Genomic DNA, 21,294 nt, shown 5'->3' on the forward strand with positions numbered 1-21,294 from the left:
CGACCCAATGATTACCCAGAGATTAATCCGGATCGTACATGCCGTCATAAATCGGCCCAAGCGTGTCGGCTTCGAACAGTGACGATACCGAGGTGCCGTTCCAGATGTTCAGGATCGCCTGCGCAAAGATTGGCGCGGTCGGCACGATGCGGATGTTCAGCGCATTCTTGATCGCCGCTGTCGGCGCGATCGTATCGGTAATGACCAGCGATTTCATCACGGAGGCGGCGACACGGTCGACCGCCGGACCGGACATCACGCCGTGGCTGATATAGGCGTGCACTTCTTTGGCACCGTTTTCCATCAGTACCTCGGCGGCCTTGCACAGCGTGCCGGCCGTGTCACAAATATCGTCTACAATCAGGCAAGTCTTGCCGGTCACATCGCCGATCACCGTCATTTCGGCCACTTCGCCTGCTTTTTCGCGCCGCTTGTCCACGATCGACAGCGGCGCGCTGAGCCGCTTGGCAAGCTCGCGCGCACGCGCCACACCGCCCACATCGGGCGAGACGATCATCAGATCGCTCATCTGCTCTTTGAACGCGTGTTTGATGTCCAGCGCGAAGACCGGCGAGGCGTAAAGGTTGTCCACCGGAATATCGAAGAAGCCCTGGATTTGCGCTGCGTGGAGGTCCATTGTCAGCACCCTTTCGATGCCCGAACCTACCAGCATATTGGCCACCATCTTGGCAGTAATCGGTGTGCGCGCTTTCGTCCGACGGTCCTGTCGTGCATAGCCAAAATAGGGCAGCACGGCCGTGACACGCGCAGCGGACGACCGACGCAACGCATCGGCCATAATCATCAGTTCCATCAGGTTGTCGTTGGCGGGGTTCGATGTCGGCTGAATGATGAACATATCCTCACCGCGCACGTTCTCGAACACCTCGACGAAGATCTCTCCGTCGTTGAAACGTTCTACCCTTGCATCGACCAGACCGACATTCACGCCGCGGTGCAAAGACATGCGCCGCGCTATCGCCTTGGCGAGAGGCATGTTGGCGTTGCCGGAAATCAGCTTGGGTTCAGGGGTGCTGGGCATGTGGGGGAGGCTCCGTGGCAGCGGTATAATAGAATCGTTACGTTGAACACGCCTTAACATGCGCCTACGGTCAGGCAAAGTGGACACCCCCCAGCGGAGCATCAAATGAGCCAGATCGATTATTATTTCACGTTGTTGTCACCCTATTGCTACCTTGCCGGCACACGGCTCGAAGAGGTCGCGAAAAAACACGGTGCAACAATCAACTACAAACCCTTCGATCTGATGCAGGGGTTCGGACGCACCGGGGGCCAACCGCCCAAGGATCGCCATATCAGCCGGATCGAATACCGCGCGCAGGAATTGCCGCGTCAGGCCAAGAAGGCCGGTATGCCGTTCAAACTTCAACCGGCTCACTGGCCCACGAACGCGGCCCCTGCGTCCTATGCTTTCATCGCCGCGCAAAACGCGGGCGGCGGTGATCTGGGGCAGCTGGCGCACGCGCTCATGCGGGCGGTCTGGGCCGAAGACAAGGACATCGCCCAGGATGACGTGATACGGGCAAGTCTGACGGAGGCCGGTTTTGATCCGGCTCTGGCGGACAACGGCATGCTGGAAGGGGCCGAGAGCTACGAGCGCAACCTCGAAGAGGCGGTCAAGGCGGGCGTCTTTGGTGCGCCTTTCTATATCGTCGGGCACAACCGATTCTGGGGACAGGACCGGATCGAGGACCTCGACCTCCATCTGGAAGGCAAGCTATGAGCCTTTCAATCCATACCCATCTGTTCGAAGGCGGCGCGCGCCGCGCGCTGGCGATCCATTGCACGTTGGGCCATTCCGGGGCGTGGCGGGGACTTGCCTCGGCACTAAAGGACGAGTTGAGTATTCTTGCGTTCGATCTGCCGTCCCACGGGAGGTCAGAGGCATGGGACCGGACCGGAAACGTGCATGATGTGGCCACCGATATTGCGCGGGGGCTGATGGACAATGACCCCATGGATCTGATCGGTCATTCGTTCGGTGCCACCGTCGCGCTGAGGATTGCTGTCGAGTCGCCGGAGCGGGTGCGCAGCCTCACGATGATCGAACCGGTGTATTTCGCTGCGGCGTTGCAGGATGAACCGGAGTTACTCGGTGCCTATCAGACGCAGAACAAGGCGCTGAATGATGCATTTGCAACCGGCGACGAACGGGAGGCCGCGCGGGTGTTCAACCGCGACTGGGGCGACGGGACGCCGTGGGACGACCTGCCGGAACGGATGCGCGAGACAATGACGAAATTGGTGCACTACGTTCCCGCAAGCTCTGCCTTCCTGCACCATGACAGCGCCGGATTGCTTGAACCGGGGCGCTTCGCCCGCGCGGCGATGCCGGCGCTGCTGATCGAGGGCGATCAGTCGCCGCCGATGAGCGCCAAGGTTGCGGCATCTCTCGAAAAGCGGCTGCCGGATGTAGAGCGCGTGGTGATCAAGGGAACGGGGCACATGGCCCCGATTACGCACCCTGACGCAGTCGCAGAACCGATCAAGGCGCTGCTGGCACGCAGCTAACGGTCAAAGGTGGTTCAGGAACTGGTCGATTTGCTCTTTGCGGATCGACCAGTCGCACACCAGCCGCGCGCCCAGCATTTCATCCGCCGGTCCGGTGTCAAGATCGCCCTCCGAAAGGTAATACTTGGCACCCGCCGCGTGAAGTTTCTGATGCGAGGCGCGCGGCAGGCGGGCAAAGACCATGTTCGCATCGGGGCTGTGCATCATTTCCGCCCCGGCGGCGCGCAAACCTTCGGCGAGGTGCCGGGCGTTGTCATTGGCGCTTTGTGCCATCGTCAACCACAGATCATCCTGCATATACCCCGCCATCTGCGCCGAAAGATAGCGGTGCTTGGAAAACAGATGCGCGCCCCGCTTGCGCCGCTTTTCGAATTCCCATGCTTTTTCGGGATTGAAAAAGATAACCGCCTCGACCGCCATGCAGCCGTTTTTTGTGCCCCCGAAGCTGACGACGTCGACACCCGATTTCCAGGTCATCTCGGCAGGTGTGCAGCCGAGTTTCGCAATCGCGTTGGCGAACCGCGCCCCATCCAGATGCACGGGCAGTCCGTATTCCTGCGCCACGGCCGTCAGTGCGCGCACCTCATCCAGCGAATAGACGGCTCCGCGTTCTGTGATCTGGGTAATGGAAACGGGGCCGGGCTGCGCAATATGCACATTGCCATTGGGACGCCGCCCGATGGCAGCCCGCAGGGCGTCGGGCGACATCTTGTTGTCGGTGTCGATCAGGGTGAGCTTTGCGGCTGACGTGTAGAATTCCGGCGCGTTGCTCTCATCCTCCTCGATATGGGCCACGCGGGAGCAAAAAATAGTCTGCCAGGGCTGGCAATAGCACGCGAGAGCGAGGGAGTTGGCCGCCGTGCCGGTAGACACCAGATAGACGGCGGCGTCCGGGGCCTCGAATGCGGTGCGGATGCTGTCGCGGACCTCTTCCATGATCGGATCGTTGCCATATGGCATGGCGTAGCCCGTATTCGCGTCCATGAGGCGCTGCATGATCTGCGGGTGCACCGGCCCGGAATTGTCGCTTGCGAAAAACATCAGGTCGGCTCCTCTATGATGTGATCTTCCCAATCCTCGAACGGGGTGTCCCATTCGCTGACGGTTTGGTTCTGCATTGATACGCCTGCGGCGTGAACGCTGTCGGGGGTGCCAGAAATCAGCGGGTGCCAATCGTACAATGGCTTGCCCTGCCACAGCAGGCGGTAGGCGCAGGTTTCCGGCATCCAATAGGCGTGCGCGTCTATGTTTTCGGGTGTCATCACAATGCAATCGGGCACGAACTGGTGCCGGATGTCGTACTGCGAACATCTGCAGGTTCCGTCGTCCAGCAGACGGCAAGCCACGTTGGTGAGCGCCACATCGCCGGTGTCCTCGTCCTCAAGCTTGTTCAGGCAGCATTTGCCGCAGCCGTCGCACAAGGCTTCCCATTCCTTCGGTGATAATGATTTGAGCGGTTTCTTCTCCCAGAACCGTCGTGCCAGTCCATTGCGGTCGATCGGATCGCTCATAGCGCCGCCAGGATCGTGCGAGCCCGCGCACTGTCGGCGTCCATCTGCGTGATAAGCTGCTCCAGCCCGTCGAACTTCTCCTCGCCGCGCAGGTGCTCCACAAGCCCGATGGACAGGTTGGCACCGTAGAGATCGCCGGTAAAATCGAAGATAAAGGTCTCGAGGTTCGCCCGGTTCTCGCCGAACATCGGACGCACGCCAAGGGACGCGACGCCGTGATAGCTCCCGGTGTGTGGTCCATCCAATACGTCCACCAGTACCGCATAGACGCCGAAGGCTGGCGGATGCAGCCCCTCGATGGACATGTTGGCCGTCGGATAGCCGAGCGTACGGCCCCGTCGCTCCCCACCGATTACCGGTCCCTCGATGCGATGCCAGTGTCCCAGCATCGCGGCGGCATCGCGCGGACGCGCGTCACTGAGCGCGGCGCGTATGGCCGTCGATGACACGGTTTGCGTGGAAGATTTCATCAGCGGTGCGATGGTCACGTCGAACCCCAGCTCGGTGCCAAAGCGAACCAGATCCGACGCTGTGCCCTTCCGGGCCTTGCCAAAGCAGAAATCGGCACCCACCACGACATGCGACAGGCCAAGTCCATTCTTCAGCACTGCCTGAGCGAAATCGAACGGGCTCAGCGCCGCGAGGTCTGCGTTGAAGGGTAGCTCGAAAAGCGTGTCGACCCCCAGTTTGGCCAGCCGGCTGGCGCGCGCTGCGGAGCTCATCAGACGGAAAGGCGGCGCGTCGGGCGCGAAGAAGATGCGCGGATGCGGCTCGAACGTCACGACACCAAGCGGAGCGTGTGGGGCGGCATCGCGGGCCAACGCGATCACCGACTGATGGCCCAGATGGACGCCGTCGAAATTACCGATCGCGGCGCTGGCGCCGCGGTGGAGAGGGTCTACTTGTTCGTAGTCAGTGATTATCCGCATACCGCCTGATTAGCGGCGCGGGCGGGGGCGTGCAAGCTCAGTCAAACTTGCGCGATGGCGCCAGAACAGTGGCTTCACCCGCAAGGACCTTCTTGCCGTCGACAGAGCAGTGGCAGTCCATCTTCACGATCCGTTTGGCCGGGTTGATGTCCGTCACCTTGACCTCGGCATAGACAACATCGCCGGGCCGGACAGGGGCCAGGAACTTGAGCGATTGGCCAAGGTATACCGTGCCATGACCGGGAAGTTGTTCGCCGATCACCGCGGAGATCAGCCCCGCCGTCAGCATACCGTGCGCGATCCGGCCCTGGAAAATGGTGTCCTGCGCATAGTCGTCGTCGAGGTGGACGGGATTGCGGTCGGTGGAGACGGTGGCGAACATTTCGATATCTTCGTCCGTGACCTGCTTGCGCAGATAGCGGAACATGCCGATTTCGATGTCTTCGATAACGATTGTGCCGCGCGGAAGATTATCCAACATTTCACACCCTTCGGTAATAAAGTGACCGTCGAAAGCTCCGACGTGCAACTTAATTACTTTGCGCACGCAGAAAATCAAGCGAAAAATGGGTCAGCGCAATTGTCCTATGGTAAAGGTCGGATCAAGGTTTTCCGCTTTGAGATAAGCGTTTAACGCCTTCTCATCGGGTTGGACGCCGGTTCTTGTCTCTGCCACGGCCAGACCGCCAGAGATGAACAGGCAATCTACCCCTTCGTCGATGGCGCCTTTCACATCCGTCGCAATGCCGTCCCCGATGGCGAGGATCTTGCTGTCCGGTATCGTATCGTCGAGCTTGCGTAGCCGGCGACGGGCCAGGTCATAGATCGGGGCGTGCGGCTTGCCGAAATATAGGCTGGTGCCGCCCATTTCGGTGTACATTTTCGCCACGGCGCCCGCGCACCATTCACGCGTCTCGCCGCGGTCCACGACGATATCGGGGTTGGCACAGAGCAGTTTCAGCCCCCGCGCCAGCGCCTTTTCCAGATCGGCGCGCCATGTCTCGGGCTCCGTCTGCGGCTCGAAGGGGCCGGTGCACACGATGCCGGTGGCGTCTTCCAGCGGCACGCGGGCGATCTCGACCGGGTTGTCGAGGATTTCGAGTGGATCGAAAAAGCGGCTGTCCGTGACAGGGCCGTAATGCCAGACATGCTCCCCCACGACACCGGTGTACATCGCAGCCCGCGCTGAATCGCCCGAGGTCGCGATGGCGTCATAGGCGTCTTGGGGTATCTTGAAGTGGTCAAGTTGTTTGGCCACACCTTTGCGAGGGCGGGGCGAGTTGGTCACAAGAACGACTTTGCCACCGGTCCTGCGATAAGCCTGCAACGCCGCCACGGCGCTCGGGATCGCGGCGACGCCGTTGTGCACACATCCCCACAGATCGACGAACAACGCGTCGTAGGCGGCAGAGATTTCGGACAAGGCGGGTATGATGCGGGTCATGGGACGGGCTCCGGACAGGGGTTGATCGCCGCTTAAAGCACGCGGGTGCCTGATGCAAAGCGGGCGCGATACAGCGCGCGGAAAAGGCTCTCTTTTTCAAGAGAGCCTTCGAGGTTTTTTGGCAAGGCGAGGCTTCAGATCTTAAGATTGGGGATGATCTGCTTTTTGCGGCTCATGACGCCGGGCAGCACCACGGTGTCGCCCGAAACGGTGACGTCAAAGGATTTCTCGGCCATCGTCTTGGTCAGATCGTTGGGGATCATCATTGTTGCTTCTTCGTTCAGGATGTCGACGACGAACAGCAAAACCTGATCCGCCCCGTCCGCCTGCGCGACACCGGGCATCGCTGCCATCAACGCATCCTTGCGGCTCAAAATCTGGTCGGGAGACGTTGTCTCAAGAACCGAGACGCGGAATTGCATCCCGTCGAGTTCGTATTCCTTGCTATCCATGCGCAGCAATTCTGGCTCGGAGAAAGAAGAGACATCGGATTTCGCTGCGAACATCTTTGCCGCGTAGGACGACATGTCGATCTCCAGTTCCTCGGCCAGCGACCACGCGATTGCCTTGTCTTCCTGCGTCGTCGTGGGCGAGCGGAATTCGAGCGTGTCGGACAGGATGCATGTCAGCATCGCGCCTTTGATCTCGGCAGGCATCTGCGCGATGTCGCTGCCGATCATCTTCCACATGATCGTGGCGGTGCAAGCCAAAGGCTCAATCCGGATTTCCAACGGTGCGACAGTTTCTATACCGCCGACAAGGCGGTGGTGGTCGATGATGGCGGTAATGTTCGCCTCGTTGATGTTGTCAGGCAGCTCCGCCGGGTTGTTGGTGTCTACGATTACGACGTCCTGACCGGCGTCAATGCCCTTGATGATCTCGGGCTTGTCGAGGTTCCAGTGGTCGAGCATGAACAGGGCTTCGGTATTCGGCTCTCCGAGCAGCGCGGGCTTGGCTTCGATGCCTTTGATCCGGTTGAGGTACCAGGCCCAGATGATCGGGCTGCCGGTGCTGTCGGTGTCAGGGGATTTATGGCCGAATACAAGCGTTGTCATAGCGGACTCCTAATGAGGTGAAATGCAATTTTTCGCGCCTTATAGCAGGATCGGGTACGGTGTCACGGGGATACGGTGTGCCCGATGCGGGGCTGCGCGGCTAAAGCCCCAGTGTCGCGCGCCTCTTCGCGGTAAGCCCCGCCGCGACCATATCGAAGGAGGCGCGAATGTGGTCGCGCAAACTCTCGTCGGAAAGACCGGGTGTGTCGAACTGCTGTATCCATTTTAACCCGCGCGACGCCATGTAGGGTGCGGGGCGCAAGCCGGGGCTGTCCGACAGGATCTCGAACGCCAGATCGGAGGTCTTGAAGGTAACGGTGGCGCTGGTATCGGCCATGCCGACAATGGCGAACATCTTTCCGCCGATCTTGTAGACATCGGCATTGCCCCACTGCACGACATGGGTAGCATGGGGCAGGGCGGCACAAAAGCTGTTTAGCTCGTCGTGGGTCATGCCGCGATGCTATAAGGATTCACGGCGTGCGTGAATACTGTTAGTTTGCCAGCCATGAGCAGCGCCCGCGAAACCGATCTGTATCCCCCCGTAAAGGCATTTCTCGAAGATCAGGGGTATACCGTGAAAGCCGAAGTCGGTGCGGCCGATGTGGTTGCCGTGCGCGGCGGCGAAGCGCCTGTCGTGGTGGAGTTGAAACTGGGATTCAGTCTTGCGCTCTTTCACCAATGCTTGGAGCGGCTGAAGTTGACCGACGACGTCTATCTTGCGGTTGCGCGACAGCCGGGCAAGCGGTTTGCGAAATCGGTCAAGGCGAACACCGTGCTGGCGCGCAGGCTTGGCATCGGGCTGATGACGGTGCGGGTATCGGACGGGCTGGTCGAGGTACACTGTGATCCGGGTCCCTACGCGCCGCGCAAGAACAGCAAGCGCAAAGCGCAGCTCTTGCGCGAATTCGCCCGCCGTCAGGGCGATCCGAACGCGGGCGGGCAGACGCGCGCCGGGCTTGTGACTGCCTACCGTCAGGACGCATTGAAGATTGCGGTTTACCTTTACGAAGCCGGTGCCAGCAAGGGGGCCGACGTGGCGCGCGAAGCGGCGGTGGCCAAGGCCACGACGATGATGCGCGACAACCACTATGGCTGGTTCGAAAAGGTCGACAAAGGCGTCTACGGGCTGAGCCCTGCAGGCGCGCAGGCGGTCGCGGTTGCGGATCGGGTTCTGGGTGCGTAAGCACGGGGTCCGGTCAGGGCCTGTCCGGTCAAGTTGCGCGACCCTCGAAGCGCCACAAAATTTCGCCGATACTTCTTGACTCACCACGCTGCGATCCCTAGCTAACCAATCGTTAGCACTCGCCTGGTGTGAGTGATAATGGCTGCGGTGTCCGTCAACGATCCGCGGCCCCCCGAATATGAAACTTTGAGCATCAAGGAGCTACAAAGATGGCATTGAAACCGCTTCACGACCGCGTGCTGGTCAAGCGCACAGAAAGCGAAGAGAAAACTGCTGGCGGGTTGATTATTCCCGATAGCGCGAAAGAAAAGCCCTCCGAGGGCCAGGTCGTCTCCGTTGGCGATGGCGCGCGCAAGGACAGCGGCGAGTTGATCGCACCTGCGGTAAAAGCTGGCGACAAGATCCTGTTCGGCAAATGGTCCGGCACGGAAGTCACCGTCGACGGCGAAGAAATGCTGATGATGAAAGAAAGCGACATCATGGGGATCATCGAGTAAGCCCACCGGCCGAAAGACGGGCCGCGCGAGCGGCCACCCGATGAGAACGCTCACATCAACCAAATTTTAGGAGACTTCGAATATGTCAGCTAAAGACGTCAAATTCGCAACCGACGCGCGTAACAAGATGCTCAAGGGTGTGAACATCCTGGCAGACGCCGTCAAGGTAACGCTCGGCCCCAAAGGCCGTAACGTGGTTCTGGACAAATCGTTCGGCGCCCCACGCATCACCAAAGACGGTGTATCCGTGGCCAAAGAGATCGAGCTGGAAGACAAGTTCGAGAACATGGGCGCACAGATGGTCAAGGAAGTCGCTTCCCGGACCAACGACGAAGCAGGCGACGGTACGACAACCGCGACTGTTCTGGCCCAGGCCATCGTCAAGGAAGGCATGAAATCGGTTGCCGCAGGCATGAACCCGATGGACCTCAAGCGCGGCATCGACATGGCGACATCGAAGGTCGTCGAAGCCATCCGCGCCGCTGCTCGTGACGTCACCGACAGCGACGAAGTCGCACAGGTCGGCACGATCTCTGCAAACGGCGAAGCTGAAATCGGCCGTCAGATCGCGGAAGCGATGCAGAAAGTCGGCAACGAAGGCGTGATCACCGTCGAAGAGAACAAGGGTCTGGAAACAGAAACCGACGTCGTCGAAGGCATGCAGTTCGACCGTGGCTATCTCTCCCCCTACTTTGTGACCAACTCCGACAAGATGACTGTCGAGCTGGAAGACGCGATCATCCTGCTGCACGAGAAGAAACTGTCCTCGCTGCAGCCAATGGTTCCACTGCTCGAGCAGGTGATCCAGTCGCAGAAGCCTCTGCTGATCATCTCCGAAGATGTTGAAGGCGAAGCCCTGGCGACTCTCGTCGTCAACAAACTGCGCGGCGGCTTGAAAATCGCAGCTGTGAAGGCTCCCGGTTTCGGCGATCGCCGCAAAGCGATGCTGCAGGATCTCGCGATCCTCACAGGCGGTCAGGTCATCTCCGAAGACCTCGGCATGAAACTCGAATCCGTGACAATGGACATGCTTGGGTCGGCCAAGAAGGTCACAATCACGAAGGATGAGACAACCATCGTCGATGGTGCAGGCGAGAAGGCCGAGATCGAAGCGCGCGTCGCCCAGATCCGTAACCAGATCGAGGAAACCACATCCGACTACGACCGTGAAAAGCTGCAAGAGCGCGTTGCCAAACTGGCAGGCGGTGTTGCCGTGATCCGCGTCGGCGGCATGACCGAAGTCGAAGTGAAAGAGCGCAAGGACCGCGTCGATGACGCCCTGAACGCGACACGCGCGGCTGTGCAGGAAGGTATCGTCGTTGGCGGCGGTGTTGCCCTGATCCAGGCGGCGAAAACACTTGACGGTCTGACAGGTGCGAACAACGACCAGAACGTCGGTATCTCGATCGTCCGCAAGGCGCTCGAAGCGCCCCTGCGCCAGATCGCCGAGAACGCCGGCGTGGACGGATCCGTCGTAGCGGGCAAGATCCGCGAAAGCGACGATCTGAAGTTCGGCTTCAACGCGCAGACCGAAGAATATGGCGACATGTTCAAGTTCGGCGTGATCGACCCTGCGAAAGTCGTGCGCACGGCGCTGCAGGATGCGGCGTCCATCGCCGGTCTGCTGATCACCACCGAAGCCATGGTTGCTGATCGTCCGTCGAAAGACGGCGGCGCTGCTGGCGGCGGCATGCCCGACATGGGCGGCATGGGCGGCATGGGCGGCATGATGTAATCACGCCTGCCAGGCAAATCCGCGCACTGTAAAGACGCGCAAAGCAAAGGGCCCTGCGGGGCCCTTTGTCATGTCGGAAGTCGTGTTGAGAGCTTAACGCCTTGGCAAGGATACCTCTGCTAGTCTCGAAAGGGAGTGAGAGGGAAGATGTCTTATGCCCATGTCTGTTTCCGATGTTACCCGTCCCGAGAGGAAGGGTTCTGGCCCGGCCACTCAGGACATTGATGATTTCATCTATCTGATGAGCCATGATGTGCGCGCTTCCGTGCGGGCCTTGCTGGAGTTGCCGCAGTGGATAGTCGAAGATCTCGAAGAGGCAGGCGTTGACGCGTCCGGTTCGGTTGGCGAGACCATCGAAATGATGAACCGTCATAGCGCACGGCTGGACCGGATGCTTGTCGATCTGCTTGCCTATTCGCGGATTGGCCGTATGCAGGGAATGGATCTGGTCGACGTGGATGCCGCGCTGGACGAGGTGCTCGGCGTGCTCACAATTCCGAAAGGATTTCACGTATCGCGAAATATTGCGTGCCGTTACTGTCTGATCGGACAGCAGGACATCCTGACGCTATGGAGCGCGCTGATCGGCAACGCCGTGAAACACCATCACCTGTCCTCAGGACACATTACTCTGGCGACAAGGGCGGAAGGGGATATGATTCGGTTTACCGTGTGTGATGACGGACCCGGGATACCCGAAGAGTTCCGTGCGAAAGTGCTCGGCGCGATGACCACCTTGCGTCCCCGCGATGAGGTCGAAGGCAGCGGCATGGGACTGGCCAACATTCGCAAGATCGCGGAGCACTACGGCGGCACCGTCTCGCTGTCGGCGGCCGAACCAGGGCAGGACGGCCTGCGCGTGGACCTGCTGTTGCGGCGCGGCGATTGAAACGCAAAGTTTAGCAGTTTTCTTCGATAATCCTTTACAGATAAATACTTTTTCATCCCGTCGCGTTTATCTTTTGAAAGGTCCACAGGCGCTATTCTGATCACGGTGAGTAAATCTGTGGGAGAATAAGCAATGTCATTGCCTGTCGAAGTCATCGGTCCCGAAGGGGGAGCCTTTCCGCCCGTCATCAAAGCCCTGCTGCTGGACGACAGCACATTTGATCGGGCGCGGATCCGGCGGCTGGGCCAGAAAACCGATCTGGCACTCCAGCTGGACGAGGTGTCCAGCATCGCGGAAATGAAGGACGCCGTCGCCCGGCAGGTATTCGATCTGATCATGATCGATTACCGCTTGCCGCAGGGCGACGGGTTGGGTGTGCTCGACTACATCCAGCACAGCCCGCTGAATCGGGACACGGCGACGATCATGGTCACCGGCGAGGCGGACATGGAAACAGCCGTCACGGCAATGCGCAACGGCTGTCACGACTTCCTGACCAAAGACGGCATGACCGCCGATCAGCTGCGCACGGCGATGACGACGGCCATAGGCACGGCGCGCCACAACCGTGAACTGGCGGTGCAACACGCGCATCAGCGCGAGGTTATACGTGAGGGCCTGACAGCAGCGTTGATGGACGAAAAGGTGCAGGGCACCGTGGTGTCGATGTTCCGCTCCCAGGTCGACGCCGCGCTTGGTGCGCAGGCGCGTGTGGGGGCAACGGACGACCACCGCGACCTCGACGTCTTTCTTGCCACAATTCAGGACGACGAGGACGATTTCATCTTTAACTAGAGAGGCATGGACTGCGCCGGTTTCTGCCGTGGCGTTCAGCCGGTTCGCGCGATAGAGAGCGGGCATGCGCCTTCTTCTTCTGACCACGCTGACATTGCTGGCCTTCGCCGCCAATTCCGTCCTCGCGCGCGCGGCGATCGGGGGCGGGTACATTGATCCTGCGGCGTTTACGGCGCTGCGCGTGGTTTCGGGTGCCGCGATGCTGGGCCTTATCCTCGCACTGCGCGCCCGGTCGCTCCCGCTAAAGGGCAGGGCGCGCGTCGTGGGTGCCGCCAGTCTGGCGGTTTACATGGTCGGCTTTTCACTGGCCTACCGTACGCTCGATGCGGGTCTGGGTGCGCTGATCTTGTTCGGCGTGACGCAGATTACGATGTTCCTGTTCGCGGCGATCGCGGGAACAGCACCCAATGTGCGGCAGGTTTCGGGCGCTTTGGTTGCGTTCAGCGGCCTCACCGTCCTGTTGTGGCCCGGACCGGCAAGCCTGACCGACCCTGCGGGTGCCGTGCTGATGGTGGCCGCCGGTCTGGGGTGGGGTATCTATACCATCGCGGGGCGGATGGCAGAGGATCCGCTGGCAGCGACGGCCGCGAATTTCGTGTTGTGCACGCCAGTCGTGGCGTTGTTGCTGTTCGCCTCGACCACGGAATGGAGTGTGCCCGGTGTGGCGCTGGCAGGTGCGAGCGGCGCGGTTACTTCCGGTCTCGGCTATGCCTTGTGGTACGCGGTTCTGCCGCATCTGCGCACGACGACCGCCGCAGTGGTCCAGCTCGTGGTGCCGGTCCTCGCGATCGCGGGCGGCGCGGTGATCCTTGGGGAGGAAGTGCCGATGATCGTCGCCGTTGCGACCGTCCTCGTTCTGGGGGGCATCGGATTGGCCGTGACCGCGAAACGCTAGGCGACCAACGGTTCCAGCGGATCGTACATCGGTGCATCGGCATCCTGCCACGCGACGGCGGCGAGGCTGTCGGGCTTGACGCGCAGTGCCGCCATCTCGTGACGGCTGACCCATCGGCGGTCGGTTACAATGTCCTCGATGTCGCGCCACGTCGCGTCAATTGCCGCCGACCCGATCACCGAGCAGCGGAAATAGACATCGACCTGGTGAAAATCCCGGTCGGGGGCGTGAAACTCATTCACAAGGCAAGGCGCGCCGACGGTGATGCGCAGTCCTGTTTCCTCGAACACCTCCCGTTGCAGGTTCTCCGGGAGCGCACTGCCACGCTCTACACCGCCGCCCGGCGCGCACATCAGATCGCTTTTGCCATCGGGCCATGCGTTCACCAGAAGCAGTCGGTCCTCATGCATGATGATCGCACGCACGGCAAGGCGGGGAGAGGCAGCGGCGGTCATCGGCGATAAAGCTCCTTTTGGCGGGTGTGAGGTACGAGACGGCTGTTTAAACGCCCGCTCTTTCACACTACATAGCGCAGGATGAGAATGGCGATGATCATATGTGCCCTGTTGCTGACGGCAAGCGCCGTGGATGCGCGTTGTGTGGTCCTGCTGCACGGGTTGGCCCGTACCGAGACGTCATTCGCATTGATGGAAGCGGCGCTGCAAGCGGAAGGCTGGAAGGTCGTACGGCCCGGCTATCCGTCGACCGAAGCGCCGATCGAACAGCTCACCCATGAGACATTACCCGCCGCTGTTGCGGCCTGTGGCACTGAAAAGGTCGATTTCGTGACCCATTCGATGGGGGGAATCCTTGTGCGCCAATGGGCCAGCGAGGCGGGTGCCGACCGGATCGGCCGTGTCGTGATGCTCAGCCCGCCGAACGGCGGCAGCGAGATCGTCGACGAGCTCCGTGATGTGGTGGTTTTCGATTGGGTCAACGGGCCTGCGGGATTGCAGATGGGTACCGGCGCGGAGTCTCTGCCGCGCAACCTTCCGCCCGCCAACTTCGATCTGGGCATCATCGCGGGTTCGCAATCGCTTAACCCCTATTTTTCGTCACTGCTGCCCGGACCGGACGACGGCAAGGTGTCCGTCGCCTCGACGCGGTTGCGCGGTATGAACGATCATATCGTTCTGCCGGTTACGCATACCTTCATGATGAACAACCCCCGCGTGATCGCCGAAGCCGTTACATTCCTGCGCACAGGGCATTTCGATCATGGGCTCACGCTTCTTGATGCAGTACTGGACCAGCTTGGCTGCCCCGAGGCTGAGTGCCTGCCGGGCATAGAGGCGTCCGATGCTGAACGTTGATCTGACGGGCGCGGAAGTTCTGGGGCCGGATGGGCTGCACCGCGACGGATTGTCCATCTCGGAGGGGCTTGTCGTTGGATCCCATGCCGGTCGGTCGGTGGATCTGACCGGGTACATGGTGCTGCCGGGGGTCGTCGATTTGCACGGTGACGGATTCGAAAGGCATCTGGCACCCCGGCGCGGCGCGATGAAACAGATGGCCGAAGGGCTGATCGCAGTCGAGGCGGAACTTGGCGCCAACGGGATCACGACCGCCACGCTGGCGCAATTCGTCAGCTGGGAAGGCGGCGTGCGCAGTCTTGAATTCGCCACGCAGGTGTTCGAGACGCTGCGCGATGTCGCGCCGTCGATGGTTACTGATCTGCGCGGGCAGTTGCGGTTCGAGACCTTTATGCTGGAGCTCTATCGCGATCTTCCGCAGATGATAGCGGATTGGGGGCTGAGGTATGTCGTGTTCAACGACCATCTGCCGCACGATCGGTTGGCGGCGGGGCAAAAGCCACGACGGTTGGTGGCACAGGCGCTCAAGGCGGGGCGCAGCCCCGAGAAGCAGCTTGCGATGATGGAGGAGATGGAGGCGCGCTCGGGCGAGGTTCCTGCCGCGCTGGACACCCTGTGCGCACAGTTGGCGGAGGCGGGGATTACCATGGGCAGCCATGATGATTGTACGGCGCAAGAGCGTGCCGAATGGACAGCGCGCGGCGTCCGGGTGTCGGAATTTCCCGAAACGCTGGAGGCCGCCGAAGCGGCGAAGGCGCAAGGCGCGCTGGTGGTGATGGGCTCGCCCAATGTCGTGCGCGGCGGCTCGCACAACCGGAATATCTCGGCGATTGATCTGATCGCTATGGGGTATTGCGACGCGCTTGCATCGGATTACCATTATCCAAGCGCGCGGCGTGCTGCGCTGATGCTGTGGCAGAACGGGATGCTGCCGATACAGGACGCCTGGGCGCTGGTGTCGCGCGGACCCGCATTGATGTTGGGGCTGAAGGATCGCGGCGTGCTCACGGCGGGCAAACGCGCGGATCTCACGATATTGGATCGCGACAGTCTGCGCGTCGCGGCGACGGTGGTGCAGGGGCGAGTCAGCTATATGTCGGGTGACATCGCAGCCCGTTTTTTTGTCTGACGCGCTTCAGCCGATGATCCGGTTGACGTGCCCCATTTTGCGACCCGCCTTGACCTGCGTTTTACCGTAGAGATGTAAGGCGCAGTTACGCTCCCTAGCAAGCTCGGACACCCGCGCCACATCGGTGCCGATCAGGTTTTCCATCGTCACGTCAGAATGACGCGATCCATCCCCCAGAGGCCAACCCGCGATGGCGCGGATGTGCTGCTCAAACTGGTCGACGGCGCAGCCGTTCTGGGTCCAGTGGCCGGAGTTGTGCACACGCGGCGCGATTTCGTTTACGATCAATCCGCGCGATGTGACGAATAGCTCAACCCCCATGACACCGACATAATCCAGTGCATTCAGTATCTTGGCCGCCAGCAAAACGGCATCTGTGCGCAAGTTGGCGGAAACTTGGGCCGGCACTGTCGTCGTATGCAGGATGCCATCGCGATGGGCGTTCATCCCCGGATCGTAACAGGCCACTTCGCCCTGCGGATTGCGCGCGGCGATAACTGAAATTTCTGCACTGAAATCGACAAACCCTTCGAGGATCGCAGGCGCACCCGCGATTTCGGCAAGGGCCACCTTGGCATCGTCGGCGCTTTGCAGACGGACCTGCCCTTTGCCGTCATAGCCGAAGCGACGGGTTTTCAGGATCGCGGGCGCGCCGATCCGCGCAAGCGCGGCGTTCAGACTGGCCTCATCGGTAATATCCGCAAAGGGCGCGACGCTGAGGCCGAGGTCTTGCAGAAAAGTCTTCTCCGTAAGCCGATCCTGCGATGTACCCAACGCACCGCGATTGGGATGGATCGGCACGATGGCCTCGATCAGATCAAGCGCCGAGGTCGGTACGTTCTCGAACTCGAATGTCACCAGATCGACGGATTGCGCAAAAGCGGTGAGGGCGCTTTCATCCTCGTAGGAGGCGGTCGTGACCTCGTGAGCGACATCGCCGGCCGGGGCGTCCGCGCCTGGCTCGAAGATATGGGTGCGCAGTCCGAGGCGGGCCGCGGCCACGCTGAGCATCCGCCCCAATTGGCCGCCTCCGAGGATGCCGATGGTTGCACCGGTGGGCAAGGGGTCAGTCATCTGTGGGCTCCTGCGGAATGGAGGCGCAGAGTGCCGCGCGCCAATCGTCGAGACGCGCGGCCAGTGCGGCGTCCTGAAGTGCCAATATACCGGCAGCCATCAGGGCGGCGTTGGCAGCCCCCGCAGGCCCGATGGCCATCGTGGCGACAGGAAAGCCGCGTGGCATCTGCAAGATGGAATAGAGACTGTCGACACCCGACAGCGCCTTGGTCAGCACGGGCACACCGATGACGGGCACGCGGGTCTTGGACGCCATCATGCCGGGCAGATGTGCGGCCCCGCCGGCACCGGCGATGATCACCTGCAACCCCCGCGACACGGCCGTTTTGCCGTAGTCCCAAAGCCGGTCCGGCGTCCGGTGCGCAGAGACGATACGCGTCTCGTGTTCGATGCCGAATTCTTCGAGCATGAGAGCTGCCTCGCGCATGGTAGACCAGTCGGACTGGGATCCCATAATTATTCCGACGACGGGTGTGCTCATATGTATTCGCCTTTGAAGACAATGCTGAAAGCGGCACTATAGCCAACGCATACGCACTGGCAATGCGCAGAACGGCAATTTTCGGTCCATGACAGCGCCGTTGGCAAATCCCGCCCGCGCGGCGCCGTATCAGGCGATGATATCGGGAAGGAGGCGGTCCTCGATCTGGGCGATCTTGTCTTTCAGGTGCAATTTGCGCTTTTTCAGCCGTTGCAGTGTGAGCTGATCGGCGGTGCCACGGTCGTTCAGCGCCGCGATGGCGTCATGAAGATCGCGGTGTTCGCACCGGAACACTTCCAATTCGACCCTGAGGACATCGTCGTTTTTCATCGAAAGATCGTCTTGCGCGTTCATCGCTGTCTGGCTTCTCTGATTCTGACCCGGTGCTGCGCATTGGACCATAATGCTTAACCGCTTTGTCGCCTAGCCCTTGCGCGCTGGCCTCGCGCTCCCCATATTTGCTTCAGGCGGTTGCCACAACGGGGCCGCTCTGACTGTCGCTTGAGATGATAAGGACGTGTCGCAGATGACGAAACTAACGCTGGCCTCCTATCCCCATATGTTGGGATTTGAACAGCTGGAGCGGGTGCTGGAACGCAGCGCAAAATCCGGCAACGAAGGGTATCCGCCCTTCAATATCGAGCAGACCTCGGATCTGAGCTATCGCATAACGCTTGCGGTGGCAGGGTTTGCGCAAGATGATCTGTCCATTACCGTTGAGGACCGCCAGTTGGTCATCCGGGGCAGACAATCGGACGACAGCGAAGGCCGTGTGTACTTGCACCGCGGCATCGCGGGCCGCCAGTTTCAGCGCAGCTTTGTGTTGGCTGAAGGGGTCGAAGTGGGCGAGGCCCTGATGGAGAACGGTTTGCTGCATGTAGACTTGACTCAGGCCAAGCCGGAAACAGTTGTTCAGACCATAAACATTCGAAAGGGGTAAGACATGGATAACCTTGAAGCGACGGGCGGGACAGACCGCACAGTCTACGTCAAGACGATCGCCGTGACGGATCTGCCCCGTGAGGTGCGCGATCAGGCCGAAGGCCTGGAGCAGCTTTACGCGGTGCACGATGCGCAGGGCCAGCAACTGGCACTTGTGGGCGACCGCAAACTGGCCTTCGAGCTGGCGCGCGAGCACAACTACGCTCCGGTTCTGGTGCACTGACCGCGATGCGCGGTTGACCGGATACCGGTACCGATGAAAAATGACGAAGGCCGCAGGATCCTGTGGCCTTTTTCTGTGAGGGTATAATGGCATTCGAATTCGACTGGGTAGATGCGTTCACCGATACGCCATTCGGCGGCAACGGCTGTTCGGTGGTCCACGGCGGCGCATTGCTGCCCGATGATGTCTGCACGGCCTATGTGCGCGAGACGTCGTTGGTGGAATGCACCTTCACCGGTCCGTCCGACATCGCCGACATTCGCGTGCGGTACTTCCTTGCCAGTCGAGAGATCCCCTTTGCTGGTCATCCCACCGTCGCGACGGTGGTGGCGATGCGCACGCGTGGCATGATCGCCGACGGGCCGCTGACGCTTGAAACGGCGGCAGGTATCATACCGGTCACTGTGCATGGCACGTCCGTAACGATGACGCAGAACGCGCCGGTCTTCGGGACGTGCCCTGACGCGGGCATCGTTGCAGCGGTCGGAGGGCTGGCGGCTGACGACATCGTTCATCCGCCGCAAATCGTCTCGACCGGGCTGCCGTTCTGTATCGCCCTGGTCAAAGATCTGGCCACGCTCGAACGGGTGCGTCTCGACTCTGACGCAATGGAAACCTATGCCCGGGCGCTTGGCTATCACAGCACAGACGTGATGGAGCCGTTCTGGGTCACGCGCGAAGGTGCCACGTCGGCGGGCGATACCTTCGCGCGGCTCGTGCTTGTTCCGCCCAGCCCGCCGGAGGATCCTTTTACCGGCTCGGCGACCGGCTGCATGGCGGCGTACCTTTGGGCGCATGGATTGATCGAAAGGCCCGATTTCGTCGCGCAACAGGGACACGGGATCGGCCGGCCGGGGCAGGCGCAGGTGCGGGTACTAGGCCCGCGTGACGCGATATCCGGCGTCGAGGTTTCGGGGCAAGGGGTCGTCGTGATGTCCGGTCACGCCTTTCTGGACTAGGCCAGCGCCTTACAGTGTGGCGGGCGTCGCCGACTGTTCGGGCCGCTGGTCAAGCAGCTTGTCGGTAATCATCCCTGACACCCACATCGACACCAGCGCCACCCACGCGGTCAGCGCGAACGTCGACCCGCCGGTAACGCCTGCACCGATTGTACAGCCGCCCGCTGTCATCGCGCCGAATCCCATCAGCCCGGCACCAAGCAGATAGCGGCGCATTGACTTCTCGCCATCCCAGCCCTGCCAGGCAAGACGCCCAGACAACAGCGCTGACAAGAAGGCACCGACCGCCACGCCCGGAATGAGGCCGACGTCGAATTCAAGAACCGCGTTGTCCGACAGCAGATACATCAGCGTGTCTGCCGACGGTCCAGAGAAAGTCAAGCTTCCCACTGGTACCGGATCAAAGCTGATCTGGGAGAGCGCATAGGTGAGAAGCCAGCCGACGGCGACGGCGAATCCCACACCGCAACCGAAAAGTAACGTGACCCACGACACCGTATTGCGTTTCGCAATGACCAGCGCCAAGACCGCGAACACGAGGGCGACCACGATGCCGCTTCCCACCGGTAATCCCAGTTCCCAAAGTATGTTGGGATTGGGTCCTGACGTGATCCAGCCGCCGGAAATGTACTCTCTGACGGGTGACAGCGCGCCGTGCAAGCTCATCTGGGCCACCACCGCGAAAACCAACCCGGACAGGATTGCGCGAAGGTTGCCCGTGGATCCGAGCACCAAAAGCCTGCCGGGACAGCCGCGCGCGAGGATCATGCCGACCCCGAAAACGGCGCCGCCGATGATTGCTCCCGACAATGTGCCCGGTGCGGACAGCCATCGGCTGGTGCCCAGATCGATGATCCCGAAAAGATGCATGCCCTGGGTCCAAAGCAGCGCCGTGGAAAACGTCAGCAACCACACTGCCATGCGCGGACCCAAAGACACGCGCGCGACCTCGACCGCAGCGGCGCGCAAACAGAATTCGCTTTGCTCGGCAGAGGTGCCGAAAATGATGCCCGTCAACACACCTGCGAGGGCCGCAACGGCGGGCTCTCCCAGAGTATCAAGATATGTGATTGAATCCATGTCGGCGGTCCTTTCGGACCGAAATATGAAGCAGATCCCGCAGCGATACCTTGATCTGGGTCATACAAACAGTGCCGGGTCGAGGTGATTGGACGGACCCATACAAGATAGCGCGCGGCGCCGGCCGGAAACGTGATCGGCCGGCGCGGCATCGACCCTTACGGCTTGATATAGGTGTATCCCATTTGCTGCAGATGCGAGAGTTCCGCAACGCCGCTCGGCACGATGTCTTCCTCGAACACGTCGAACAGATCGTTCTCGTACGATATATTTCGCCCCTTTAGTGTGTTGTTGCAGACATGCACCGCGACGTTCTGACCTTTCAGTTCCAGAACCTGCCCTTGCAGCATCTCGTTGGATTTCGCCTGCGACAAAAGCCCGAGGCCGTTACCGTGAAGTACAAGTTTGGCTTCGATATTTTCCGCACCGACCGCATTGATGTGGTTCTGGATATTGCGCAGCGCACCTCGGTACGCCTTGTCATCCTGCCCACCGTCGTAATTGATATGATAGACGACTTTCTGCTTGCCGTAGCGCTCGTTCGCCTGCGCGTCAGTCGTCTGCGCAACAAGCGTCGCTGCCAACAGTCCGAGTGCCGCGCAAAGTGTATAGATGCGTTTCATGT

Annotated in this window: 27 protein-coding genes; 13 read left to right on the forward strand and 14 right to left on the reverse strand. The window is 60.8% G+C overall.

The features are described from left to right. Positions 1-22 precede the first annotated feature (22 nt). The gene (locus Q1A06_RS12010) at positions 23-1,042 is read right to left on the reverse strand and encodes a ribose-phosphate pyrophosphokinase (RefSeq protein ID WP_299563646.1); all 1,020 of its coding nucleotides are present in this window, start codon (positions 1,040-1,042) and stop codon (positions 23-25) included. Between the two features lie 105 nt (positions 1,043-1,147). Here Q1A06_RS12010 and Q1A06_RS12015 point away from each other — a divergent pair, with 105 nt between their 5' ends. Continuing rightward, positions 1,148-1,744, forward strand: a complete 597-nt coding sequence (locus Q1A06_RS12015) for a 2-hydroxychromene-2-carboxylate isomerase (RefSeq protein ID WP_299563649.1) — start codon at positions 1,148-1,150, stop codon at positions 1,742-1,744. Beyond that, a complete protein-coding gene (locus tag Q1A06_RS12020) occupies positions 1,741-2,532 on the forward strand; it encodes an alpha/beta fold hydrolase (protein ID WP_299563651.1) in 792 nt (263 codons plus the stop codon). Before Q1A06_RS12015 ends, Q1A06_RS12020 begins: the two co-directional genes overlap by 4 nt. 3 nt (positions 2,533-2,535) lie before the next feature. Here Q1A06_RS12020 and Q1A06_RS12025 read toward each other — a convergent pair whose 3' ends face one another. The 7 genes from Q1A06_RS12025 to Q1A06_RS12055 form a co-directional block, all read right to left on the reverse strand. Next, positions 2,536-3,573 (reverse strand): low specificity L-threonine aldolase, encoded by a 1,038-nt coding sequence (locus tag Q1A06_RS12025; RefSeq protein ID WP_299563654.1) that lies wholly within the window; start codon positions 3,571-3,573, stop codon positions 2,536-2,538. Next, on the reverse strand, positions 3,573-4,043 hold the full coding sequence (locus Q1A06_RS12030; RefSeq protein WP_299563656.1) for a YcgN family cysteine cluster protein: 471 nt from the start codon (positions 4,041-4,043) through the stop codon (positions 3,573-3,575). The genes Q1A06_RS12025 and Q1A06_RS12030 overlap by 1 nt, the downstream gene beginning before the upstream one ends. Beyond that, positions 4,040-4,972: a bifunctional riboflavin kinase/FAD synthetase gene (locus Q1A06_RS12035; protein WP_299563659.1), complete on the reverse strand. Its 933-nt coding sequence runs from the start codon at positions 4,970-4,972 to the stop codon at positions 4,040-4,042. Before Q1A06_RS12035 ends, Q1A06_RS12030 begins: the two co-directional genes overlap by 4 nt. A gap of 37 nt (positions 4,973-5,009) precedes the next feature. Beyond that, positions 5,010-5,453 (reverse strand): MaoC family dehydratase, encoded by a 444-nt coding sequence (locus Q1A06_RS12040; RefSeq protein WP_299563662.1) that lies wholly within the window; start codon positions 5,451-5,453, stop codon positions 5,010-5,012. A 90-nt stretch (positions 5,454-5,543) separates the two neighbouring features. Then, positions 5,544-6,416, reverse strand: coding sequence for a TIGR01459 family HAD-type hydrolase (locus tag Q1A06_RS12045; RefSeq protein ID WP_299563665.1), 873 nt, complete (start codon positions 6,414-6,416; stop codon positions 5,544-5,546). Between the two features lie 134 nt (positions 6,417-6,550). Continuing rightward, positions 6,551-7,471: a manganese-dependent inorganic pyrophosphatase gene (locus Q1A06_RS12050; protein WP_299563668.1), complete on the reverse strand. Its 921-nt coding sequence runs from the start codon at positions 7,469-7,471 to the stop codon at positions 6,551-6,553. 100 nt (positions 7,472-7,571) lie between these two features. Then, positions 7,572-7,925 carry an MmcQ/YjbR family DNA-binding protein gene (locus Q1A06_RS12055; protein WP_299563671.1) on the reverse strand — a complete coding sequence of 118 codons (354 nt, stop codon included), beginning with the start codon at positions 7,923-7,925 and terminating at the stop codon, positions 7,572-7,574. Between the two features lie 54 nt (positions 7,926-7,979). Here Q1A06_RS12055 and Q1A06_RS12060 point away from each other — a divergent pair, with 54 nt between their 5' ends. The 6 genes from Q1A06_RS12060 (at position 7,980) to Q1A06_RS12085 (ending at position 13,468) form a co-directional block, all read left to right on the forward strand. After that, positions 7,980-8,657, forward strand: a complete 678-nt coding sequence (locus Q1A06_RS12060; protein WP_299563674.1) for a DUF2161 domain-containing phosphodiesterase — start codon at positions 7,980-7,982, stop codon at positions 8,655-8,657. Positions 8,658-8,866: 209 nt separating this feature from the next. Beyond that, positions 8,867-9,154 carry a co-chaperone GroES gene (gene groES / locus Q1A06_RS12065; RefSeq protein ID WP_299563677.1) on the forward strand — a complete coding sequence of 96 codons (288 nt, stop codon included), beginning with the start codon at positions 8,867-8,869 and terminating at the stop codon, positions 9,152-9,154. A gap of 82 nt (positions 9,155-9,236) precedes the next feature. Next, positions 9,237-10,889 carry a chaperonin GroEL gene (gene groL, locus Q1A06_RS12070; protein WP_299563680.1) on the forward strand — a complete coding sequence of 551 codons (1,653 nt, stop codon included), beginning with the start codon at positions 9,237-9,239 and terminating at the stop codon, positions 10,887-10,889. A 160-nt stretch (positions 10,890-11,049) separates the two neighbouring features. Next, positions 11,050-11,778: a HAMP domain-containing sensor histidine kinase gene (locus tag Q1A06_RS12075; protein ID WP_299563683.1), complete on the forward strand. Its 729-nt coding sequence runs from the start codon at positions 11,050-11,052 to the stop codon at positions 11,776-11,778. Positions 11,779-11,910: 132 nt separating this feature from the next. Next, on the forward strand, positions 11,911-12,573 hold the full coding sequence (locus Q1A06_RS12080; RefSeq protein ID WP_299563686.1) for a response regulator: 663 nt from the start codon (positions 11,911-11,913) through the stop codon (positions 12,571-12,573). Positions 12,574-12,637: 64 nt separating this feature from the next. Continuing rightward, the gene (locus Q1A06_RS12085) at positions 12,638-13,468 is read left to right on the forward strand and encodes a DMT family transporter (protein WP_299563689.1); all 831 of its coding nucleotides are present in this window, start codon (positions 12,638-12,640) and stop codon (positions 13,466-13,468) included. On the opposite strand, the gene Q1A06_RS12090 is transcribed toward Q1A06_RS12085, so the two are convergent. Continuing rightward, positions 13,465-13,923 (reverse strand): NUDIX hydrolase, encoded by a 459-nt coding sequence (locus tag Q1A06_RS12090; protein ID WP_299563692.1) that lies wholly within the window; start codon positions 13,921-13,923, stop codon positions 13,465-13,467. The genes Q1A06_RS12085 and Q1A06_RS12090 overlap by 4 nt on opposite strands. Positions 13,924-14,004: 81 nt before the next feature. Between Q1A06_RS12090 and Q1A06_RS12095 the strand changes: the two genes are divergently transcribed. Continuing rightward, a complete protein-coding gene (locus tag Q1A06_RS12095; protein ID WP_299563695.1) occupies positions 14,005-14,781 on the forward strand; it encodes an alpha/beta fold hydrolase in 777 nt (258 codons plus the stop codon). Next, positions 14,768-15,910 carry an alpha-D-ribose 1-methylphosphonate 5-triphosphate diphosphatase gene (locus tag Q1A06_RS12100; RefSeq protein WP_299563699.1) on the forward strand — a complete coding sequence of 381 codons (1,143 nt, stop codon included), beginning with the start codon at positions 14,768-14,770 and terminating at the stop codon, positions 15,908-15,910. The genes Q1A06_RS12095 and Q1A06_RS12100 overlap by 14 nt, the downstream gene beginning before the upstream one ends. A 6-nt stretch (positions 15,911-15,916) precedes the next feature. Here the strand turns inward: Q1A06_RS12100 and Q1A06_RS12105 are convergent, their stop codons facing one another. From Q1A06_RS12105 to Q1A06_RS12115, 3 genes are all read right to left on the reverse strand, one after another. Beyond that, a complete protein-coding gene (locus Q1A06_RS12105) occupies positions 15,917-16,984 on the reverse strand; it encodes a 5-(carboxyamino)imidazole ribonucleotide synthase (RefSeq protein ID WP_299563702.1) in 1,068 nt (355 codons plus the stop codon). After that, a complete protein-coding gene (purE, locus tag Q1A06_RS12110) occupies positions 16,977-17,465 on the reverse strand; it encodes a 5-(carboxyamino)imidazole ribonucleotide mutase (RefSeq protein WP_299563705.1) in 489 nt (162 codons plus the stop codon). The genes Q1A06_RS12105 and purE overlap by 8 nt, the downstream gene beginning before the upstream one ends. Positions 17,466-17,594: 129 nt before the next feature. Beyond that, positions 17,595-17,819, reverse strand: a complete 225-nt coding sequence (locus Q1A06_RS12115) for a DUF465 domain-containing protein (RefSeq protein WP_299563708.1) — start codon at positions 17,817-17,819, stop codon at positions 17,595-17,597. 172 nt (positions 17,820-17,991) lie between these two features. Between Q1A06_RS12115 and Q1A06_RS12120 the strand changes: the two genes are divergently transcribed. From Q1A06_RS12120 to Q1A06_RS12130, 3 genes are all read left to right on the forward strand, one after another. Further along, positions 17,992-18,405 (forward strand): Hsp20 family protein, encoded by a 414-nt coding sequence (locus Q1A06_RS12120; protein WP_299563711.1) that lies wholly within the window; start codon positions 17,992-17,994, stop codon positions 18,403-18,405. Between the two features lie 3 nt (positions 18,406-18,408). Continuing rightward, positions 18,409-18,630, forward strand: coding sequence for a DUF1150 family protein (locus Q1A06_RS12125; protein WP_299563714.1), 222 nt, complete (start codon positions 18,409-18,411; stop codon positions 18,628-18,630). Positions 18,631-18,713: 83 nt separating this feature from the next. Next, positions 18,714-19,589: a PhzF family phenazine biosynthesis protein gene (locus tag Q1A06_RS12130; RefSeq protein ID WP_299564260.1), complete on the forward strand. Its 876-nt coding sequence runs from the start codon at positions 18,714-18,716 to the stop codon at positions 19,587-19,589. 9 nt (positions 19,590-19,598) lie between these two features. Here Q1A06_RS12130 and Q1A06_RS12135 read toward each other — a convergent pair whose 3' ends face one another. Both Q1A06_RS12135 and Q1A06_RS12140 read right to left on the reverse strand, forming a co-directional pair. After that, positions 19,599-20,669: a YeeE/YedE family protein gene (locus Q1A06_RS12135; RefSeq protein ID WP_299563717.1), complete on the reverse strand. Its 1,071-nt coding sequence runs from the start codon at positions 20,667-20,669 to the stop codon at positions 19,599-19,601. Between the two features lie 158 nt (positions 20,670-20,827). Next, on the reverse strand, positions 20,828-21,292 hold the full coding sequence (locus Q1A06_RS12140) for a DsrE family protein (RefSeq protein WP_299563719.1): 465 nt from the start codon (positions 21,290-21,292) through the stop codon (positions 20,828-20,830). Between the last annotated feature and the right edge of the window lie 2 nt (positions 21,293-21,294).

Origin of the sequence: uncultured Sulfitobacter sp., from assembly GCF_947497275.1 — a bacterium.
Lineage (GTDB): Bacteria > Pseudomonadota > Alphaproteobacteria > Rhodobacterales > Rhodobacteraceae > Sulfitobacter.

Excerpts from the sequence above, each read along its gene's own strand:
- Q1A06_RS12030 (WP_299563656.1), bottom strand. The coding sequence starts at position 4,043 with ATGAGCGATCCGATCGACCGCAATGGACTGGCACGACGGTTCTGGGAG.
- Q1A06_RS12085 (WP_299563689.1), top strand. The coding sequence starts at position 12,638 with ATGCGCCTTCTTCTTCTGACCACGCTGACATTGCTGGCCTTCGCCGCC.
- Q1A06_RS12080 (WP_299563686.1), top strand. The coding sequence starts at position 11,911 with ATGTCATTGCCTGTCGAAGTCATCGGTCCCGAAGGGGGAGCCTTTCCG.
- Q1A06_RS12020 (WP_299563651.1), top strand. The coding sequence starts at position 1,741 with ATGAGCCTTTCAATCCATACCCATCTGTTCGAAGGCGGCGCGCGCCGC.
- Q1A06_RS12060 (WP_299563674.1), top strand. The coding sequence starts at position 7,980 with ATGAGCAGCGCCCGCGAAACCGATCTGTATCCCCCCGTAAAGGCATTT.
- Q1A06_RS12095 (WP_299563695.1), top strand. The coding sequence starts at position 14,005 with ATGAGAATGGCGATGATCATATGTGCCCTGTTGCTGACGGCAAGCGCC.
- groES (WP_299563677.1), top strand. The coding sequence starts at position 8,867 with ATGGCATTGAAACCGCTTCACGACCGCGTGCTGGTCAAGCGCACAGAA.
- Q1A06_RS12045 (WP_299563665.1), bottom strand. The coding sequence starts at position 6,416 with ATGACCCGCATCATACCCGCCTTGTCCGAAATCTCTGCCGCCTACGAC.
- Q1A06_RS12135 (WP_299563717.1), bottom strand. The coding sequence starts at position 20,669 with ATGGATTCAATCACATATCTTGATACTCTGGGAGAGCCCGCCGTTGCG.
- Q1A06_RS12055 (WP_299563671.1), bottom strand. The coding sequence starts at position 7,925 with ATGACCCACGACGAGCTAAACAGCTTTTGTGCCGCCCTGCCCCATGCT.
- Q1A06_RS12120 (WP_299563711.1), top strand. The coding sequence starts at position 17,992 with ATGACGAAACTAACGCTGGCCTCCTATCCCCATATGTTGGGATTTGAA.
- Q1A06_RS12140 (WP_299563719.1), bottom strand. The coding sequence starts at position 21,292 with ATGAAACGCATCTATACACTTTGCGCGGCACTCGGACTGTTGGCAGCG.
- Q1A06_RS12125 (WP_299563714.1), top strand. The coding sequence starts at position 18,409 with ATGGATAACCTTGAAGCGACGGGCGGGACAGACCGCACAGTCTACGTC.
- Q1A06_RS12090 (WP_299563692.1), bottom strand. The coding sequence starts at position 13,923 with ATGACCGCCGCTGCCTCTCCCCGCCTTGCCGTGCGTGCGATCATCATG.
- Q1A06_RS12035 (WP_299563659.1), bottom strand. The coding sequence starts at position 4,972 with ATGCGGATAATCACTGACTACGAACAAGTAGACCCTCTCCACCGCGGC.
- Q1A06_RS12115 (WP_299563708.1), bottom strand. The coding sequence starts at position 17,819 with ATGAACGCGCAAGACGATCTTTCGATGAAAAACGACGATGTCCTCAGG.
- Q1A06_RS12040 (WP_299563662.1), bottom strand. The coding sequence starts at position 5,453 with ATGTTGGATAATCTTCCGCGCGGCACAATCGTTATCGAAGACATCGAA.
- groL (WP_299563680.1), top strand. The coding sequence starts at position 9,237 with ATGTCAGCTAAAGACGTCAAATTCGCAACCGACGCGCGTAACAAGATG.
- Q1A06_RS12100 (WP_299563699.1), top strand. The coding sequence starts at position 14,768 with ATGCTGAACGTTGATCTGACGGGCGCGGAAGTTCTGGGGCCGGATGGG.
- Q1A06_RS12010 (WP_299563646.1), bottom strand. The coding sequence starts at position 1,042 with ATGCCCAGCACCCCTGAACCCAAGCTGATTTCCGGCAACGCCAACATG.
- Q1A06_RS12025 (WP_299563654.1), bottom strand. The coding sequence starts at position 3,573 with ATGTTTTTCGCAAGCGACAATTCCGGGCCGGTGCACCCGCAGATCATG.
- Q1A06_RS12105 (WP_299563702.1), bottom strand. The coding sequence starts at position 16,984 with ATGACTGACCCCTTGCCCACCGGTGCAACCATCGGCATCCTCGGAGGC.
- Q1A06_RS12015 (WP_299563649.1), top strand. The coding sequence starts at position 1,148 with ATGAGCCAGATCGATTATTATTTCACGTTGTTGTCACCCTATTGCTAC.
- Q1A06_RS12050 (WP_299563668.1), bottom strand. The coding sequence starts at position 7,471 with ATGACAACGCTTGTATTCGGCCATAAATCCCCTGACACCGACAGCACC.
- Q1A06_RS12075 (WP_299563683.1), top strand. The coding sequence starts at position 11,050 with ATGTCTGTTTCCGATGTTACCCGTCCCGAGAGGAAGGGTTCTGGCCCG.
- purE (WP_299563705.1), bottom strand. The coding sequence starts at position 17,465 with ATGAGCACACCCGTCGTCGGAATAATTATGGGATCCCAGTCCGACTGG.